The sequence below is a fragment of the Alkalibacterium kapii genome (genome assembly GCF_007988865.1).
Lineage (GTDB): Bacteria > Bacillota > Bacilli > Lactobacillales > Carnobacteriaceae_A > Alkalibacterium > Alkalibacterium kapii.
In genome coordinates, this window is the sequence record NZ_BJUY01000004.1 from 39628 (window position 1) to 57511 (window position 17884).

General features: G+C 39.3%; 13 protein-coding genes. 1 reads left to right on the top strand and 12 read right to left on the bottom strand.

Going from position 1 to position 17884, the window contains the following annotated elements; all coding sequences use genetic code 11:
- Positions 1–102: 102 nt before the first annotated feature.
- The 9 genes from AKA01nite_RS02555 to rpsB form a co-directional block, all read right to left on the bottom strand.
- Positions 103–4434, bottom strand: a complete 4332-nt coding sequence (locus AKA01nite_RS02555) for a PolC-type DNA polymerase III (RefSeq protein ID WP_146923507.1) — start codon at positions 4432–4434, stop codon at positions 103–105.
- 90 nt (positions 4435–4524) lie between these two features.
- Positions 4525–6243: a proline--tRNA ligase gene (locus tag AKA01nite_RS02560; RefSeq protein WP_146923509.1), complete on the bottom strand. Its 1719-nt coding sequence runs from the start codon at positions 6241–6243 to the stop codon at positions 4525–4527.
- A 30-nt stretch (positions 6244–6273) separates the two neighbouring features.
- The gene (gene rseP / locus AKA01nite_RS02565) at positions 6274–7533 is read right to left on the bottom strand and encodes an RIP metalloprotease RseP (protein WP_186805066.1); all 1260 of its coding nucleotides are present in this window, start codon (positions 7531–7533) and stop codon (positions 6274–6276) included.
- Between the two features lie 22 nt (positions 7534–7555).
- Positions 7556–8335: a phosphatidate cytidylyltransferase gene (locus tag AKA01nite_RS02570; RefSeq protein WP_146923513.1), complete on the bottom strand. Its 780-nt coding sequence runs from the start codon at positions 8333–8335 to the stop codon at positions 7556–7558.
- Between the two features lie 24 nt (positions 8336–8359).
- A complete protein-coding gene (gene uppS, locus AKA01nite_RS02575; RefSeq protein ID WP_146923515.1) occupies positions 8360–9082 on the bottom strand; it encodes an undecaprenyl pyrophosphate synthase in 723 nt (240 codons plus the stop codon).
- Between the two features lie 394 nt (positions 9083–9476).
- The gene (gene frr, locus AKA01nite_RS02580) at positions 9477–10034 is read right to left on the bottom strand and encodes a ribosome recycling factor (RefSeq protein WP_146923517.1); all 558 of its coding nucleotides are present in this window, start codon (positions 10032–10034) and stop codon (positions 9477–9479) included.
- Positions 10034–10759: a UMP kinase gene (gene pyrH / locus AKA01nite_RS02585; protein WP_146923519.1), complete on the bottom strand. Its 726-nt coding sequence runs from the start codon at positions 10757–10759 to the stop codon at positions 10034–10036. The genes frr and pyrH overlap by 1 nt, the downstream gene beginning before the upstream one ends.
- Before the next feature lie 139 nt (positions 10760–10898).
- On the bottom strand, positions 10899–11780 hold the full coding sequence (gene tsf, locus AKA01nite_RS02590) for a translation elongation factor Ts (protein WP_146923522.1): 882 nt from the start codon (positions 11778–11780) through the stop codon (positions 10899–10901).
- A gap of 49 nt (positions 11781–11829) precedes the next feature.
- Positions 11830–12588 carry a 30S ribosomal protein S2 gene (rpsB, locus tag AKA01nite_RS02595; RefSeq protein WP_146923524.1) on the bottom strand — a complete coding sequence of 253 codons (759 nt, stop codon included), beginning with the start codon at positions 12586–12588 and terminating at the stop codon, positions 11830–11832.
- Positions 12589–12828: 240 nt separating this feature from the next.
- Between rpsB and AKA01nite_RS02600 the strand changes: the two genes are divergently transcribed.
- Positions 12829–13416, top strand: a complete 588-nt coding sequence (locus tag AKA01nite_RS02600) for a lysophospholipid acyltransferase family protein (protein WP_146923526.1) — start codon at positions 12829–12831, stop codon at positions 13414–13416.
- 434 nt (positions 13417–13850) lie between these two features.
- On the opposite strand, the gene AKA01nite_RS02605 is transcribed toward AKA01nite_RS02600, so the two are convergent.
- The 3 genes from AKA01nite_RS02605 to AKA01nite_RS02615 all read right to left on the bottom strand — a co-directional run bounded on the left by AKA01nite_RS02605 (position 13851) and on the right by AKA01nite_RS02615 (position 17737).
- Positions 13851–15644 (bottom strand): ABC transporter ATP-binding protein, encoded by a 1794-nt coding sequence (locus tag AKA01nite_RS02605; RefSeq protein ID WP_186805063.1) that lies wholly within the window; start codon positions 15642–15644, stop codon positions 13851–13853.
- Positions 15641–17395 (bottom strand): ABC transporter ATP-binding protein, encoded by a 1755-nt coding sequence (locus AKA01nite_RS02610; protein ID WP_146923528.1) that lies wholly within the window; start codon positions 17393–17395, stop codon positions 15641–15643. The genes AKA01nite_RS02605 and AKA01nite_RS02610 overlap by 4 nt, the downstream gene beginning before the upstream one ends.
- 96 nt (positions 17396–17491) lie before the next feature.
- A complete protein-coding gene (locus AKA01nite_RS02615) occupies positions 17492–17737 on the bottom strand; it encodes a YneF family protein (RefSeq protein WP_146923529.1) in 246 nt (81 codons plus the stop codon).
- Positions 17738–17884: the final 147 nt, after the last annotated feature.

Below are 17884 nucleotides of genomic sequence, written 5' to 3' on the forward strand. Positions count from 1 at the left end.
GAGTGAGCGGTTTCGCTCACTCTTTACTCAGTCTATCCCGCTCGATTCGTTAATACTATACCATAGATACCTTGTTTTCGCAACTTGGACACTTGTATAGTGTCACAAATCAAACAATGATAACTGGTTTTCATCCGGCATCTCTACTAATGCCTGGTTTGTTTCCAGATATTCCATAACTGTTTTGGAAACTTTGCCTCTTCTGGACAAGTCTTCTTTAGACAAGAAAGGACCGTCTTTTCTAGCATCCACGATAGCATTGGCCACACTGGCTCCAAGAGATGGAACTGCTCTAAAGGGTGCGATCAATGAGTCTTCTTCGATCAAAAAGTTTTTCGCATCTGATTTATCGATGTCGACCATCTTGAATGAAAAACCGCGTTCGGTCATTTCATTAGCTATTTCAAGAACAGTCAAAAGATTTTTTTCTTTTGTTGAAGCGTCCATTCCTTTATCTGTGATTTCTTTCATGCGTGCTTTAATAGCTTCCTTACCTTTGGCCATGACTTCCAAATCAAAATCACTAGCCCTTATAGAGAAATAAGCAGCATAATAATATAAAGGATGATGGACTTTGAAGTAAGCTACACGCAGAGCCATCAAGATATAAGCGGCAGCGTGGGCTTTAGGGAACATATATTTGATTTTAAGACAGGAAGCTATATACCATTCAGGTACGTCTTTATCACGCATTTCCTTTTGCCAGTCATCCGGGATCCCACGGCCTTTCCTGACATACTCCATGATCTGGAATGCCAAACCGTCATCCAGACCCTTATGTTGAAGGTAAATCATAATATCGTCACGACATCCGATCACTTCCGAAAGGGGAATGTTGTTCTTTCTAATAAGTTCTTCTGCATTGCCCAGCCACACATCTGTGCCGTGTGACAATCCGGATATCTGAAGCAATTCTGCAAAAGTCGTTGGCTTGGTCTGTTCAAGCATCTGACGAACAAAACGTGTTCCAAATTCCGGTACACCCAATGTGCCAGTTTTCGAAAAAATTTGTTCTTCAGTTACACCTAAGACCTCTGTTCCACTGAATAATTTCATGACATCCGGATCATTTACAGGAATATCTAAAGGATCTATTCCTGATAAATCCTGCAGCATACGGATCATACTCGGATCATCATGACCCAGTATATCCAGTTTCAAAACATTGTCATGGATAGAGTGAAAGTCAAAGTGAGTCGTTTTCCACTCCGATTCCTGATCGTCCGCCGGGAACTGTATCGGTGAAAAATCATACACATCCATATAATCAGGTATGACTATGATTCCCCCTGGATGCTGTCCGGTCGTTCGTTTAACTCCCGTCAGTCCTTTGGAAAGACGATCGACCTCAGCTGAACGGTAATTGAGCTGATGGTCGCGCTCATAACCTTTCACAAATCCAAAAGCAGTGCGGTCGGCTATGGTCCCGATCGTTCCAGCCCGGTAAACATAGTCTTCACCAAAGAGTTCTTTTGTGTACAGATGGGCTCTCGATTGGTATTCACCAGAAAAGTTCAAATCGATATCCGGTACTTTATCCCCATTAAATCCTAAAAAGGTTTCAAATGGAATATCCTGTCCATCTCTATAAAGAGGAGAAGCACATTTTGGACAGTTTTTTTCAGGCAGGTCAAAGCCGGAACCATATTCACCATCAGTAAAGAATTCAGAATACCGGCATTCTATGCAGCGGTAATGCGGCGGCATTGGATTGACTTCAGTAATTCCCGTTAAAGTGGCAACTAAACTGGAGCCGACTGAACCCCTGGAGCCAACAAGATACCCATCTGCGACGCTTTTGTGAACCAGTTTTTGTGAGATCAAATAGATTACAGAAAAACCATTTCCAATGATACTGTCGAGCTCTTTTTCGATACGTGCTTTAATGATTTCTGGTAAAGGTTCGCCATATAACTCATGTGCTTTATCATAACTCATCTTTCTGATTTCTTCTTCTGATCCTTCCATTTTAGGTGTGTATAATTCTTCTTTTACAGGGGAAATGTCGTCCGCAACACTATCAGCAAGTGCATTGGGGTTTTTAATGACGACTTCTTCCGCTCTTTTTTCACCTAAAAACGACAGACTTTTTATCATTTCATCTGTTGTACGGAAATACACTGGAGGATTTTTATGCTGGCTGACATGGGATTTATTTTGAGTTTCCAGTAATATATCTCTGTAAATACCATCTTCAGGGTCGATGAAATGGACATTTCCAGTTGCTATGACTTTTTTATTCAATTCTTGTCCCAGTTTGACAATATTAAAAATGATATCTTTCAGATCATCTTTATTTCTGACCAATTCACGGTTGATTAAATCCAAATAAGCTTCTTTAGGCATGATTTCTAAATAATCGTAATAGTCTGCTTTCTTTTTCGCTTCTTCATAACCGCGCTGCATCATCGCATCAAATACTTCGCCTTGAGCACAACCTGAACCAATGATCAAACCTTCTCTATACTTGTCCAGAAACGAACGGGGAATACGTGGAACGCGGTAAAAGTAGTCCACAAGTGAACCCGAAATCAGTTTGAACAAGTTCTTCAATCCTGCCTGGTTTTTTGCCCAGATCGTTACATGACTGGGTCTGGCTTTTTTATAAGCATCTCCCCCACCCATATATTTGTTAAGGTCGCTATGACGTTTGATATCATATTCTGCTTTTGCTTTTTTTATGAATATCCAAAGCAGCTGACCAGTTGTCTGAGAGTCATAGATAGCTCTGTGATGCTGTTCCAGATTCACTTTAAATCGTTTAGCTAAGGTATTCAAACGATGTGTTTTAAATGAAGGATTAATAAATCTCGAAAATTCCAATGTATCTATCACTGGTAGGTCTGACATTGATAAGTCATGTTTTTTATAAGCGGTATTCAAAAAACCCATATCAAAACTGGCATTGTGTGCTACTAAAATACTGTCTTCTGAAAAAGCCTTAAATTGTGTCAGCACTTCTCTTTCAGTTTTTGAGCCACGTACCATTTCATCTGTGATACCTGTGAGGTTTGTCGTTGTATTGGATAAACGGTGCCCCGGATCAATAAATTCCTGAAACTCAGCAATGACGTTTCCTTTATGCATCTTAACAGCAGCAAGTTCGATTATACTATCGTAGATAGCTGACAGTCCGGTTGTTTCAACGTCGAAAACAACATACGTCGCATCGTTTAAATCGTCATCCGATTCATTATAGGCAATAGGGACGCCGTCATCGACAAGATTAGCTTCTACTCCGTAGATGATTTTCACATTATGCTTTTTTCCGGCTGCATGTGCTTCAGGGTATGATTGGGCGACGCCGTGATCAGTGATTGCTATGGCCTTATGTCCCCAGTCAGCTGCCTGTTTTACCAGATCCGTTGCACTTGGGGTAGCGTCCATCTGGCTCATATTGGTATGCGCATGGAGTTCCACTCTTTTTTCATTCTCAGGGTAACTGTCTTTTCGACTCTCATGATACGTTTGTGTGATGTCCTGTACGTTCATGACCAGATCCCGCATAAATGTGTCTTCCTGGATGCTCCCTCTGACTTTGACCCAAGTTCCTGGTTTTATCCGTTCAAACATCATTTCATCCTGTTCATTGTTCGAAAACCGTTTACATGAAAATGAGGAAGAGTAGTCAGTTATTTTAAAAATGAGCAGTTTTCTTCCCGAACGGAGTTCCCTTATTTCTGAATCAAAGATGTAACCTTCGAGGGTGACCCGTCTTTCTTCTTCTTCGATAGATATCATCTGTTTGACTTCTTCACTTGCAGGAATCGGACGCCCTAATTTGACTGGTCCTTCAGATTTATCGTCTTTTTTCCTTTCTTTTTTCTTCTCAGCTTTTTCAACTAGCCGTGTATATTCTTTTGCTAGAAGTTGATCATCTTCTTCTTTTTGCAATTTAAATTCCTCAACTTTTTTCTTATTGGCATTTGAATCAAGCAAAGGAGATATTTTAAATTTTTCGGGAAAACCAAATTGACGATAAGTCTTTGATATTTTAGGTAAAAAATCTTTTTCATATTTTTCTTCAACTAATTCTTGATCGATCAGAAAAACCCATTGTGCCTCTTTTTTCACTGGATAGTTTTCAGCAAGTGCCTGGTTGCATATGGGTGAATCGACTCCACTGTGATCACATGCATAATTCCAGTACTGTTTCACTTTTTCTTCAGTGATGACTGGATCATCCGTAATAATGGTCAGATCAATATCCGCTACTGAACTGAAAGAGGTTTTCATGGCATTTTTTAAAGATAAAAAAAGTTGAAATGGTAAAATATTAGTCAACTTTAATATGATTTGCCATTTTTGTTGTTGCTTAAATACAGTCACTTTTTCTATTTCTCCATCTTTGAGCCATTTTGCTTCCTCAAAATCAGGAGAAAACTCAATTTGTTTCAAGAGGGTTTGAAATAATTCTTTTTTGCTTAAGCTCACATTCAATCCTTCTTTCTCGAACTTCATTCTTATTAAAATAACAGGTTGGATATTAAAACTGAGGCAGTGACTGCCTCAGTTTTAATATCTCTATTTTTCTTCAAGATTTGACTTCAATATTTCAACCGTAGAAACAATATCATCCACTTTTGTTTCCACTTTTTCTCCAGTTTTTCTTATGGTCACTTCCACAATATTTTCAGAAGCTTTTTTACCAACGATGATCTGGATGGGAATACCGATGAGTTCCGCATCGGTAAATTTAACACCGGCACGCTCTTTTCTGTCATCTATCAAAACAGAATAACCAAGGTTTTCAAATTTCTGATACAAGTCTTCAGTTAAGTTCATCTGTTCTTCCTTTTTGACCTGCACAGGAATGAGATGCACATCAAACGGTGCAACAGCAACTGGCCATACGAGCCCTTTATCATCAGCATACTGTTCAGCAATGGCAGATAACAGTCGGCTCACACCGATACCATAACTTCCCATAATAACAGGTATTTGTCTTCCATTATTATCCAAAACGGTTGCATTCATCGCTTCACTGTATCTTGTGCCCAGTTTGAAAATATGACCGATTTCGATTCCTTTTGTAAAGTGCAGCGTTCCTTTATTATCCGGATCTGGATCGCCTTCTTTAACCGTTCGTATATCTGCATAAGTATCAACAGTGAAATCTCTCTCAGTATTTACGTTCGTATAATGTTTATCTGTTTGATTAGCTCCAGTCACACCATTGACCATATCCTGTACATTTAGGTCTGCAACGATCTTGACATTTTTGTCTAAGCCAACTGGACCTGCAAATCCAGGATATGTTTTGAATTTCGTCACGATTTCTTCATCGGTGGCGGGTTCGATTTCTTCAGCACCGATAGCCATCCTCAATTTAACTTCGTTGACGTCCTGATCTCCAGACACGATGGCTAAGACAGGTATCTCCTTATCAGCGACATACAAGACACTCTTATATATATTTGATTTAGCTATGTCAAGAAAATCGGAAAGTTCCTTGATTGTTTTTACATCAGGAGTATCAACGACTTGGCGTTCGAGCTGGACCTCTGTTTTCGGAGATTTTTTATAGAAACTTGAAGCCATTTCCAGATTTGCAGCATAATCGGATGCATCTGAATAAACGACTGTGTCTTCCCCAGCTTCAGACAGAGCCATGAATTCGATAGAATCTTTTCCACCCATCGCACCAGCATCTCCTATAATTGCACGGAAGTCCAGACCGAGACGAGTAAATGTATTGGTATAAGCCTGAGCGATCATATCATAATATTGAGTCAGACTTTCATACGTATCATGAAAGGTGTAGGCATCTTTCATGATGAATTCTCTCCCTCGCATTAAACCAAAACGGGGACGTTTTTCATCACGGTACTTGGTCTGAAACTGATATAAATGGAGCGGTAATTTCTTATAGGATTTGATTTCTTCGCTGATCAGTTTAGCGAAAGTCTCTTCATGAGTAGGCCCTAAAATAAAGTCACGCTCATGTCTGTCTTTTAGTTTGATCAGATCTTCGCCGTAAGTTTCGTACCGTCCTGATTCTTTCCATAAATCAGCGGGTAACAAGGCCGGAAGCAGCATTTCAGAGCCTTCGATGGCATCCAACTCTTCGCGAATGATGGATTTTATCTTTTCTAGTACTTTGTTTGCGAGAGGTAAATAGCTGTATATCCCCGACGATAATTGGCGTATATATCCTGCACGCAATAATAATTGATGGCTAAGGACCTCAGCATCATTGGGTACATCTCGTAATGTAGGTGCAAATAATTTTGACTGCTTCATTGTGAACTGATAACTCCTTCAAAGTTTAATTTAAAAAAATGTCTGTATGTCGTTCCAGGTGACGATCAGCATGAGAATAACTAGGAACAGAGCACCAATCAGAGTGATGTAACCCTCTTTCTCCTGACTGATAGGTTTTCCCCGAACACCTTCTATAATATTCAGTAACAGCTTGCCGCCATCCAAGGCTGGAATAGGTAAGAGATTCATGATCCCCAGGTTAACACTGAGAAACCCAAGCCAGCTTATTAGACCGATCGTTCCTGCTTGAACCACTGCTTCTGTCGTGGCATATATAGCCACAGGGCCGCCAAGCATATCCACACTAAACCCGCCGGTAAAGAAAGAGGCTAAGAGCGCAAAAATTCGACTGATGATAAAGAATGTATTTGTAAAGCCATAAGTCAGTTTCGCACTCAAACTATCATCCATAAAAGCTGTTATGCCGATCCTTCCCAGTGTTTTCCCATTCTGCTCGGCACTCATGGGCACCATGTTTTCTTCGTAAATATTTCCTTTTTCATCTTCGATTTTAAATGTTAATTCCTGACCAGGATTATCCTGGATAACCATGACCATTTCATTCCAGGAGTCGACATTTTCTCCGTCGATTGCAAGTACCTTGTCCCCGGTTTCCACATCAGCTCTAGCAGCTGGCGTGTTTTCTTCGATGTCACCGAACTTTGCTTCGTCTGATCTTACACCACCCTGCACAAAAGCTAATAAAGTAAAGGCCAGTATAGCTAGAATAAAGTTGTTCAAGGGCCCTGCAAAATTTGTCATCATCCGTTGTAAAAGTGACGCACTCTGAAACTGTCTGTCTTTAGGAGCGACCTGTAAAATCGTTCCATCCTTTTCAACTAACAACGCATCCCGGTTGACTTCAAAAGTTCTTTCTTCGGTATCCGTACCTACTCGGCCAGTTAAAAACATCTGATTTTCAAGGTCGAACGAGGTAACTTCCACTGGAACTGAATCAACAGATTCTTCTGTTCCTTGAATATCGATTTTTTCTACTTTTTCCTTGTCGTCGAGTGTCAGCCTGACAGCCATGCCCGGTCTTAAATCAGCCTCTTCTTCATAACCTGCCATTCTGACATATCCACCTACAGGCAGCATACGGATCGTATACGTCGTCTCTCCTTTTCGGTGATGAAAAAGTTTAGGGCCGAACCCAATCGCAAATTCACGAACAAGAATACCCGCTCGTTTAGCAAAATAAAAATGTCCGAACTCGTGCACGACGACAATAATGCCGAAAACCAGTAGAAAGGCTAAAATATTTTCAATCATATAAAATCTCCTTTATCAATCATACTACACCTAGTATAAATAAAACATTCAGCACGAGAAGCAAACTGTCAAAACGGTCCAGAATGCCTCCATGTCCCGGTAAAATATTTCCTGAATCCTTTGTATCGTACTCTCTTTTCAACTTGGATTCAAGGAGATCGCCTATTTGTCCAGTTACAGATATGACTACCATCAGAAAGAAAGTAGAAAACAGCGACTGCGACTGGGGGAAGTAGAGAAGATAAATAAATGCCAGGACAGAGGCTAATACCGTTCCTCCTAATGCTCCTTCCACCGTTTTATTAGGTGAAATCATCGGTGCTAATTTTGTCTTGCCTATTTTTCTGCCGATCAGGTACGCTCCAGAATCTGTCGCCCAAATAACTAAGAGTATAAGTGCTAAGAGAGAAAAATTAGTTACTCTTAGAGCGACAAGGGCATAGAATCCTATGCCAATATAAATCATCATTAAAATAATTTCTGCTATATCTTTTGTTTTTATTTTCAAAAAAGCAAGTGAATATAAAAAGAGCAGCACCATAGTCAGTACGATTATGCGTGAGAATACATCTACAGCTGATAATAATGGAAAATAAACTGATAAAACCATTATAAAAACACTTGTTAAAGAGAAAACTGAAGGGAAAGAAATTAATTTTATTTTTTTCATATGGAGAAATTCTGACAGTCCGATCACAGCTAACACCGCCATACCAATAACCAGAGGCCAGGAACCTATCCAGATAAGCGGTATAAACACCGCTACAGCTATAAGTGCTGTAATAACTCTAGTAAACATATTTAACCCTCTGCTTTCTGTATTTTATAATGCCCCATAACGTCTTTGCCTCTTTTGATACTCAAATAACGCTTCATCGAAGATTTTTGCATTGAAATCGGGCCAAAGTAAATCAGTAAAATAAAACTCGCTGTAAGCATTCTGCCAAAGTAGAAAGTTGCTTAAACGTTTTTCACCACTGCTTCTAATCAGCAGATCGACGTCCTGATAAGGGGTTAACGAATGTGTGAATAAATGTTCTTCGATATGCTCTGGTGTAATATCAGTAGAAGTCAATTCATTCTTTAAAACTTTTTCACATAAGGCTTGTGTCGCTTTGACGATTTCAGCTCTTCCGCCATAATTGAACGCAAAGTTCAAGGTCATGCCTGTATTATTTTTTGTCTGATCCATCGCTTTACTGATAGCTTTTTTAGTGGACTTGGGAACTTTTTCTTCAAAACCTATCATATTGACTTTAACGTTGTTCTTCTGCAGTTCTGGGACAAAACGATCGAAAAAACGTATGGGCAGCTGCATAAGAAAGTGAACTTCCTGCGGGGGTCTTTTCCAATTCTCTGTAGAAAAAGCGTACAAGGTAAGTACTTTGACACCTCGTTTGCTGGCTTGCATCGTCACTCGTCTTATCGCTTCCATACCTTCCTCGTGACCCATTTTTCTAGGCTTTTCCTGTTTTTGTGCCCATCGTCCATTGCCATCCATTATAATCGCTACATGATTTGGTATGTTTTCTTTCTGGTTGTTCATAATCATCGGCGCTTAGACTAACTGCACCTTACCCTCCTATAGTCTGAAACATCTCTTCTATTGTAGTAAAAAACCATATAAATTACCATTAGTTTTTCAAAATAACATGTGTTTTGATCCTAATAGTTTATCAAAATCAGTCGATTTGATACAATATAAATAGGTTTTATCTTGTACACATACTGATTTCTAAAGGAGGATCATTAACATGAAGCGTTTAAGCAAATATGTATTAGGCTTAGTCATCACTGCGGTTGTGACTAAACTTGTTAACAAGTATATTATAGACCGATTATAAAAACTTGAAAAAAAGGAGAGTAAGCTCATAAACTTAGTGAATGTCATCTTGAAAGGACATTCTGTTAAGTTTCCTTGTGCTACTCTCCTTGCTTTATTAACCTTCGATGATTTCCTTTTCTTTTTCCGTTGAAAGCTTATCGATAGCTTTGACACTTGCATCCGTCAATTTTTGTACTTCTTCTTCATATTGACGTAATTCGTCTTCTGTTAAATCACCTGTTTTTTCAGCTTTTTTAAGTGAATCCATTCCATCACGACGAATATTCCGAATCGCTATTTTTGCATTCTCTGCTTCTTTTCTTACTTGCTTGGCGATCTCTTTACGACGTTCTTCCGTCAATGCCGGAACGACTAATCTAATAACGTTACCATCATTAGAAGGTGGGATACCTATGTCCGACTGATTTATAGCTTTTTCAATATTCCCTAATGAACTTTTGTCATAAGGTGTGATCAGAAGCACTCGAGCTTCTGGTACAGAGATTTGTGCCAGCTGGTTAAGTGGCGTTGGTGCGCCATAGTATTCCACATCAATACGGTTCAGCAGACTGGGATTGGCTCGGCCAGCCCGGATGGAACCCAACTCTCTAAGGTAAGCCTGTTCAGATTGCTTCATACGATTTTTTGTATCTTTTAAAATTTCCTGTGTCATTACTTTTTCCTCCTGACAGTTGTTCCAATGGTTTCACCTAGAACAACACGTTTGATATTTCCTTTTTTATTTAAATTGAATACAACGAGCGGGATATCATTGTCCATACTTAACGACGAAGCGGTTGTATCCATAACTTGCAGTGATTTATTTATTATATCCAAATAAGTGAGTTCTTCGTATTTGACAGCGTCACTATCAACATTTGGATCAGAAGAATAAACGCCATCAACATTATTTTTTGCCATCATGATAACATCTGCCTGCATTTCAGCAGCTCTGAGCGCAGCTGTCGTATCTGTTGAGAAATAAGGGTTACCTGTTCCTCCTGCAAAAATGACAACTCTGCCTTTTTCAAGATGTCTGATCGCTTTTCTTCTTATATAAGGCTCAGCCACCTGACGCATCTCTATAGAGGTTTGAACGCGTGTAGGCACTCCAATATTTTCAAGAGAATCCTGAAGAGCCAAACCATTCATGATCGTTGCGATCATGCCCATATAATCTGCCTGAGAACGCTCCATACCCATCTCTGCACCGATATGTCCCCGCCAGATATTGCCGCCCCCCACGATTATAGCTATCTCAATGCCTAAATCATGTACATCTTTTATTTCCTGACAAATTTCGTGAATGGTTGGTGGCTGTATACCAAATCCAGAATCTCCGGCAAGTGCTTCACCGCTTAGTTTCAATATAATACGTTTATACTTCGGTTCATTCATAAAATCTTTCCCTTCATCGTTCATACAAACCAATTTTACCATAATTTAAGAGTAGCGTCATTAAAAATCCAACAAGGTCTCTTTTAGTACTGTAAAAAAAGCAGGAGATAGTCAATAAGCTATCCCTGCTTTAAATGGTTTATTTATTTTCTAATTGACTCTGTACTTCTGCAGCGAAATCTTCAGAACGCTTTTCAATACCTTCGCCAACTTCATAACGAACAAATGATTTGATTGAAGCGTTGTTTTCTTTCAAGTATTCTCCAACAGTCAAGTCAGGGTTTTTAACGTATGGCTGGTCTACTAAGCTTACTTCAGCCAACCATTTATTCAAACGTCCTTGAACCATTTTTTCAACGATATTTTCTGGTTTGCCTTCATTTTTAGCCTGCTCAGTCAAGACGCTTAATTCATGATCTCTGTCTTCTTTAGGCACATCTTCACGAGTGATATACTTAGGATTGATTGCTGCAACGTGCATAGCTACGTTACGGGCAACTTCTTCATCAGATCCCTCTAAAAGTGTGAGGACAGTGATACGTCCACCCATGTGCTCATAGTCACCAAAGACATCATTGTCAGTTTTTTCAACAACGGCGAAACGACGGAAAGTGATTTTCTCACCAATTGTTGTCGTTGCTTCAGTAATGGTGTCTTCGATTGTTTCACCATTCATTTCCAGTTTATGTGCTTCTTCAACAGATGCCGGTTTATTCTCTGCAACTGTTTTAGTGATCCCTTTCACCAAGTTCTGGAATTTATCGTTTTTAGAAACAAAATCAGTTTCAGAGTTGATTTCAGCGATTGCTGCAGTATTTCCGTCAATGTAAATATTAGCCAAGCCTTCAGCCGCAATACGGTCTGCTTTCTTAGCTGCTTTAGATACACCTTTTTCTCTAAGGTAGTCAACTGCTGCATCCATATCGCCATCAGTTTCTACTAATGCTTTTTTCGCATCCATCATACCTACGCCTGTTTTGTCACGTAATTCTTTAACTTGAGCTGCTTTAATATTTGCCACTATTCTTCTTCCTCCTCAGTAGATTATGATTCTAACCTGTAAGTTTAATTTATTCGTTGTCGCCTTCTACAACTTCAACGATTTCATCTAAAGAATCAGATTTAGCTTCTTCTTCAAAGCCTTCTTCTCCCTGGTTACCTTCGATAACAGCGTCTGCCATAGTTTTAGTTAATAATTTAACTGCACGAATAGCATCGTCGTTTGAAGGGATAATAACATCGATCTCATCTGGATCACAGTTAGTATCAACCATAGCAACGATAGGAATGTTAAGTTTCTGTGCTTCTTTAACTGCAATATGTTCTTTACGAGGGTCCACAACGAACAAGACGTCTGGTTTTCCAGGCATGTCTTTGATTCCGCCTAAGAATTTGTCTAAGCGGTCACGTTCTTTGATCAGGATTCCTACTTCTTTTTTAGGCAAGACGTCAAACGTTCCGTCTTCTTCCATTTTTTCCAAGTCTTTCAAGCGTTTAATACGTTTTTGAATGGTATCCCAGTTAGTTAAAGTTCCGCCTAACCAACGGTGGTTGATATAGTAAGCGCCGGCTCTGACTGCTTCTTCTTTAATTGCGTCCTGCGCTTGTTTTTTAGTTCCTACAAAAAGAACATTTCCGCCATCTTCAGTGACTTCTCTTACATAATTGTAAGCTTTGTCGATCAACTTAACTGTTTTCTGCAAGTCGATGATGTAGATACCATTTCTTTCTGTAAAGATATAAGGCTTCATTTTTGGATTCCAGCGTCTAGTCTGGTGACCAAAATGTACCCCTGATTCTAATAATTGTTTCATTGATACTACTGCCATTTGTCATTCCTCCATATTGGTTTTTATTTTCCTCCCCTGACGTCATCTGTCTGAACACTCTGTGGCTGCAGAGCACCATTCAAGACATCGATCAAGGTGTGAAATTAGTGCATGATGCACCGCCTATAAGTATACAACAATATTGCCCGGATTGCAATAAACCACTTAAAAAAATTCTTGCTAATTAGCTGGACCTGTCGCATACTAATGATAGAAGAAGAAAAGAAGGAAGTGTTTATTGTGTTTTTTTCAATCGTTCGCAGTATTGTTCGACTGCTCGTATGGATATTGAATGGTAAACCTACGTACATCGGCAAAGAAAATCTACCGAAAGATGAGAACTATATTTTGATTGCCCCCCATCGTTCATGGATCGATCCAGTTTATTTGGTTCTTGCAACGACACCCAAACAGTTCAGCGTGATGGCAAAAAAAGAATTATTCAAAAATCCGATCCTGCGCTGGTTGATTACCAATTTAAATGCTTTTCCTGTGGACAGAGACAAGCCGGGTCCAAGTGCGATTAAAAAGCCAGTCAAATCGTTAAAAGAAACAGATCTTGGATTAATCATTTTTCCATCAGGCACACGCCATTCCAGCGAATTAAAAGGTGGTGCGGTAACAATAGCCAAATTAAGTAAAAAACCAATCGTCCCAGCAGTATACAGTGGCCCTTTAACTTTCAGTGAATTGATCAAGCGAAAGAAGACGGTCGTGCGTTTCGGCAAACCTTTTTACGTTGAGCGCAAGCTTGAAGGTGTTAAAGATACAACAGCTTATTATTCTGAAAAAATACAAAAGATATTTGACGAACTTGACCATAACTGAATCAGTAGTTCTGGCATATATCAAAACAGACTGGCGTTTTTGCGTCAGTCTGTTTTTTACTATTTATACAGACTAAAATAGAAATACTCTTTGGGAGCGATGTCGAACTCGAAGCTCGCTTACCTTGTGAGTATGCACTTTCCACCCCGATGTGTCGAACTCACAACTGTCTTATCTTTTGAGTGTGTACTTTTGAGTTGCAAATGTCGAACTCATAGTTGACCTCTATAATGAGTATGCACTTTCGACTCTAAAATGTCGAACTCGCAAAAATATAGCTCGTGAGTGCGCACTCTACTTCTAATTTGTCAGATATCGCTCCAGTTTTTCTACAATTTTTATTATCCAGCAGTTTTAATCAGCTGCAGACCGTTCAAATAAATAACGGATATCCTCTGGTAGAAGAACATCCGTTAATTAATTTTGAAAAAATACTATTCAGTTTGAAGACCGAGATTTTGCAGTTCGTACATATCTTTATACTGTCCTCCACGATCTATCAGTTCATCATGGGTTCCTCGTTCAATGATATGGCCATTATCCAATACTAAAATTTTGTCAGCATCTCTGATCGTAGACAACCGATGTGCGATTGCAACGGTTGTACGACCTTTACGCATACGCTTGAGTCCTTCTTGAATCAGAGCTTCTGTCTCTGTATCGATATTAGCCGTTGCTTCGTCCAGTATAAGTATTTTAGGATCTCTTACGATCGCGCTTGCAAATGAAATCAATTGTTTCTGACCGCTTGAAAAGCTGGCCCCACGTTCCACTACTTTTGCATCGTAACGACCTGGAAGTTCTTCAATGAATTTATCGGCTTGTACAAAGCGTGCCGCTTCTATGATTTCTCTATCAGTGATCGACTCATTCAGCAAACGTATATTATCTTTGATTGTCCCGTAAAATAAAAACGAGTCCTGTAGAACAAGTCCTATACGCTGTCTCAACTCACGCATAGGAAATTCCTTGATAGATTTCCCGTCAATCAAAACTTCACCTTCATCAAAATCATAAAAACGCATCATTACATTAATGATCGAGGACTTACCACTTCCAGTATGACCCACTAAGGCGATCGTTTCACCTGGATTGACTGTAAAGGATATATTCTTCAAGACTTTGTTTTCCCCATCGTAAGAAAAAGATACATTCTTGAATTCGATTTTTCCTTCTTCTATACGAGCTTCCTGGTTGTCCAGCTGGGCAGGTGCATATTCTTCATTATCCATTACAGTTAATATACGGCTGCTTGAGACGATGCCGTCTTGAAATAAACTCATGCTGTCCATCAAACGGGTCAGTGGTCTGAAAAAGTTGTTTGCATAAGTTGTAAATGCATAAATAATGCCGACCTCTACAGGACCGTTTAAAGCATCAAAACCGAATATCATTAAAATAACTACTACAGACAGCGTGTATAAAAGATTGATGACAGGACTCAACAGTAACGCATTGATTTTTGTCATAGAAAAGCGGGAATCAAAATAAGATTGATTCGTCTCTTCGAACTCTTTTTGAAGACGCTTCTCTTGTCGGAACTGCTGAATAACTGAAATGCCGTTAATCGTTTCAGCCAATTTTGTGTTTAGCAAACTCAACTTGGATTTCATTTCACTATAAGTTTTTGAACTGTATACTTGGTATATTCTTATAACAATCAATAGTATCGGGGCAAAAAGTAAAATCCACAGCGTTACAGAGATATCCAGCAGGAACATGGCTCCAAGTGATATAATTACTCCCAAAACGCCTTGCATAATATTCAAAAAGACGTTCCAGAAATCTTTCATTGCTTCGGTATCGTTGGTTACACGTGTAATAAGCCAGCCTGTTGACGTTTGATCAAAAAAGCGCATCCCCAATGTATGAAGTTTTTCAAACAAACGATTACGTATATTTTTAACCGTTTTTTCTGAAGCCATATTAAAAAGATAAAGTTCCAGATACCAGACTGTCATTCTGATAAGCGTGACTCCAAAGTGAAGGCCGGCAAAGGTTACAATGATTTCAAAAGATAAATCACCTGTCGTCAAGTGATCATCAATAAACAGCTGTATAATTCTTGGTAAAGCCGCTGTGGACATAGCCAGAGCGATACTGAAAAATATAGCCACTGCAAATTGTTTTCTGTATGGCTTCCCAAATGACATGATCCGTTTCAAAACATGCATTTGTTCTTTGAAAGGGATGGCTCTTCTTACCGATAATTCTTTCTGCTCCATCATGAACGCCCCCCTCCTTCCAATTTACGTTCAAGTTGCTGCTGCGCGTACATATCATTATACCATCCGTCTTGATCAAGGAGCTCGCTGTGTGTGCCCCGCTCAACGATCGTACCTTCTTCTATGACAATGATTTCTTCTGCATGCATAACTGAACTGATTCTATGAGCCGCTATGATAGTTGTCTGACCTTCACGAACATTTTTCAAACCAGTCAATATGGTTTCTTCGGTCTTAGCATCCACTGCTGACAGGGAATCGTCTAAAATCATCAATTCAGGATTTATTAAAATGGCACGGGCAATGGAAATACGCTGTTTCTGACCACCTGAAAGTGAAACACCGCGTTCCCCTACTTCAGTATCGTAACCTTCTGGTAATTCCATGATATCTTCGTGAATATTTGCCAGTTTTGCAGCTGCTTCAACAGCTTCTTGAGAAAGTGACGGATCCGCAAAACGTATATTTTCTCTTATGGTTGTTGAAAAAAGATAGTTATCCTGCGGGACATAGCCAATTTGTTTTAAAAGAGCATCCAATGTATAGTCTTTGATATCGTACCCATCATACCGAATCGTTCCTTTATAATTGTCATACTCTCGAAGTAACAACTTCATAATAGTGGTTTTGCCTGAACCTGTTTTTCCTACGATACCTAATGTTTTTCCTTGTTCCATAGTGAATGCTACGTGATGGAGAGCGACCGCTTCATCATCGGGATAACGGAATGTTTTAATATCAAAGGATAACGTCCCAGATATAGGTTCATCAAAAGCTCCTTGACGTTCTTCTATAGCACTATCTTCCCTCAATAGATTTTCAATACGATCGTAACTTGCTGATCCGCGTTCAATGATATTGAATAAACGCCCAATAGCGAACATGGGCCAGACAAGCATGCCTATATAGTTGATAAACGTCACGAAGTCACCGATGGAGATCTCATCCCCCATAATAAGAAAACCGCCTACTAGAATAGTAAGAAGGTATGAAATTCCCATTATTAAAGTGATTGCCGGGTCAAAAAGAGAGTCGATCTTATAAACAGCTTTATTTTTTGAAACAACATTATCCGTTTGTTGCTCGAACTTTTCAACATCCTCTTTTTCCTGTCCAAATGTCTTCATTACTTTTATACCTTGAATACTTTCTTGTACTTTATCATTCAAATGAGAGAAAGCAGCCTGTGCATCTCTAAAGCGTACATGCAGTTTCTGACCCAATACTCTTGACGTCAAGGCTAAAAAAGGCAGAGGGATAACAGCAATCAGCGTTAAACGCCAGTCTACTACAAACAGCATGGCTAAAAGAGTGGTTAGACCTACACTGATGGCATCAGCCATAGTTAAGACCCCTCCGCCAGCAACCATTCTAAGTCCGCGCAGATCGTTCGTTGCATGCGCCATCAAATCTCCCGCTCTATATTTTTGGAAAAAAGTGTTATCCATATTTGTAAAATGCTCATACAGCTGTTTTCTAACGATTTGTTCAAGTTTGGCAGCATTCCCCCAGATATTCACACGCCAGATGTACCTTAATATATATTGTAAAACAGCGGTAGCAGTTAAAATAATGATCCATTGGAACAGTGACTGCCGGGTTAATACGTCTGTCTCGATTTCATCCACGACGATCCCAATAATGCGGGGTGGAATCAACTGGAGAACGGCAACAATCAAAAGTCCTGCCACTCCTAATAAATAGGATTTCTTTTCCTGTTTGAAAAACCATCCTAAGCGTTTAAATATATCCATAGTTCTAATCTCCCACATTCAACATTTTCTCAAATATGACAATATGTCATATTACGTTTAAATCAAACGGACAGCGATACTGTCCGTCTAGTTTTATTATTTCTTTTTCTTTTTCGCGCTTTTTGTTTTTTGCTGAGTTTTCATTTGGCTCATCATTTGATTGATTTTTCTCTCAGATGGTTTTTGTCCCATCTGCATCATCATCATGCGCAGCATATTCTCATCTATAGGTGGATTTTTTTCAAAGTAATCCATCATATACTTTCTAGCAATAAAGAAGCCTCCAACAAGACCACCAACTAATGCCACTATAATCAATACTATTGCTAACCATGTCTCCATGTCTTTTCACTCCTTCCCTCACTTAACTTCTAAAAAAAATCTGTCGCTCGTTTTATACGATTCCATAAAACTGCTCACTGCACTAGTTTACACAATTAATCAGAAAAAATAAACCTATAAACGTATTTTCATGAATATATCAATAAT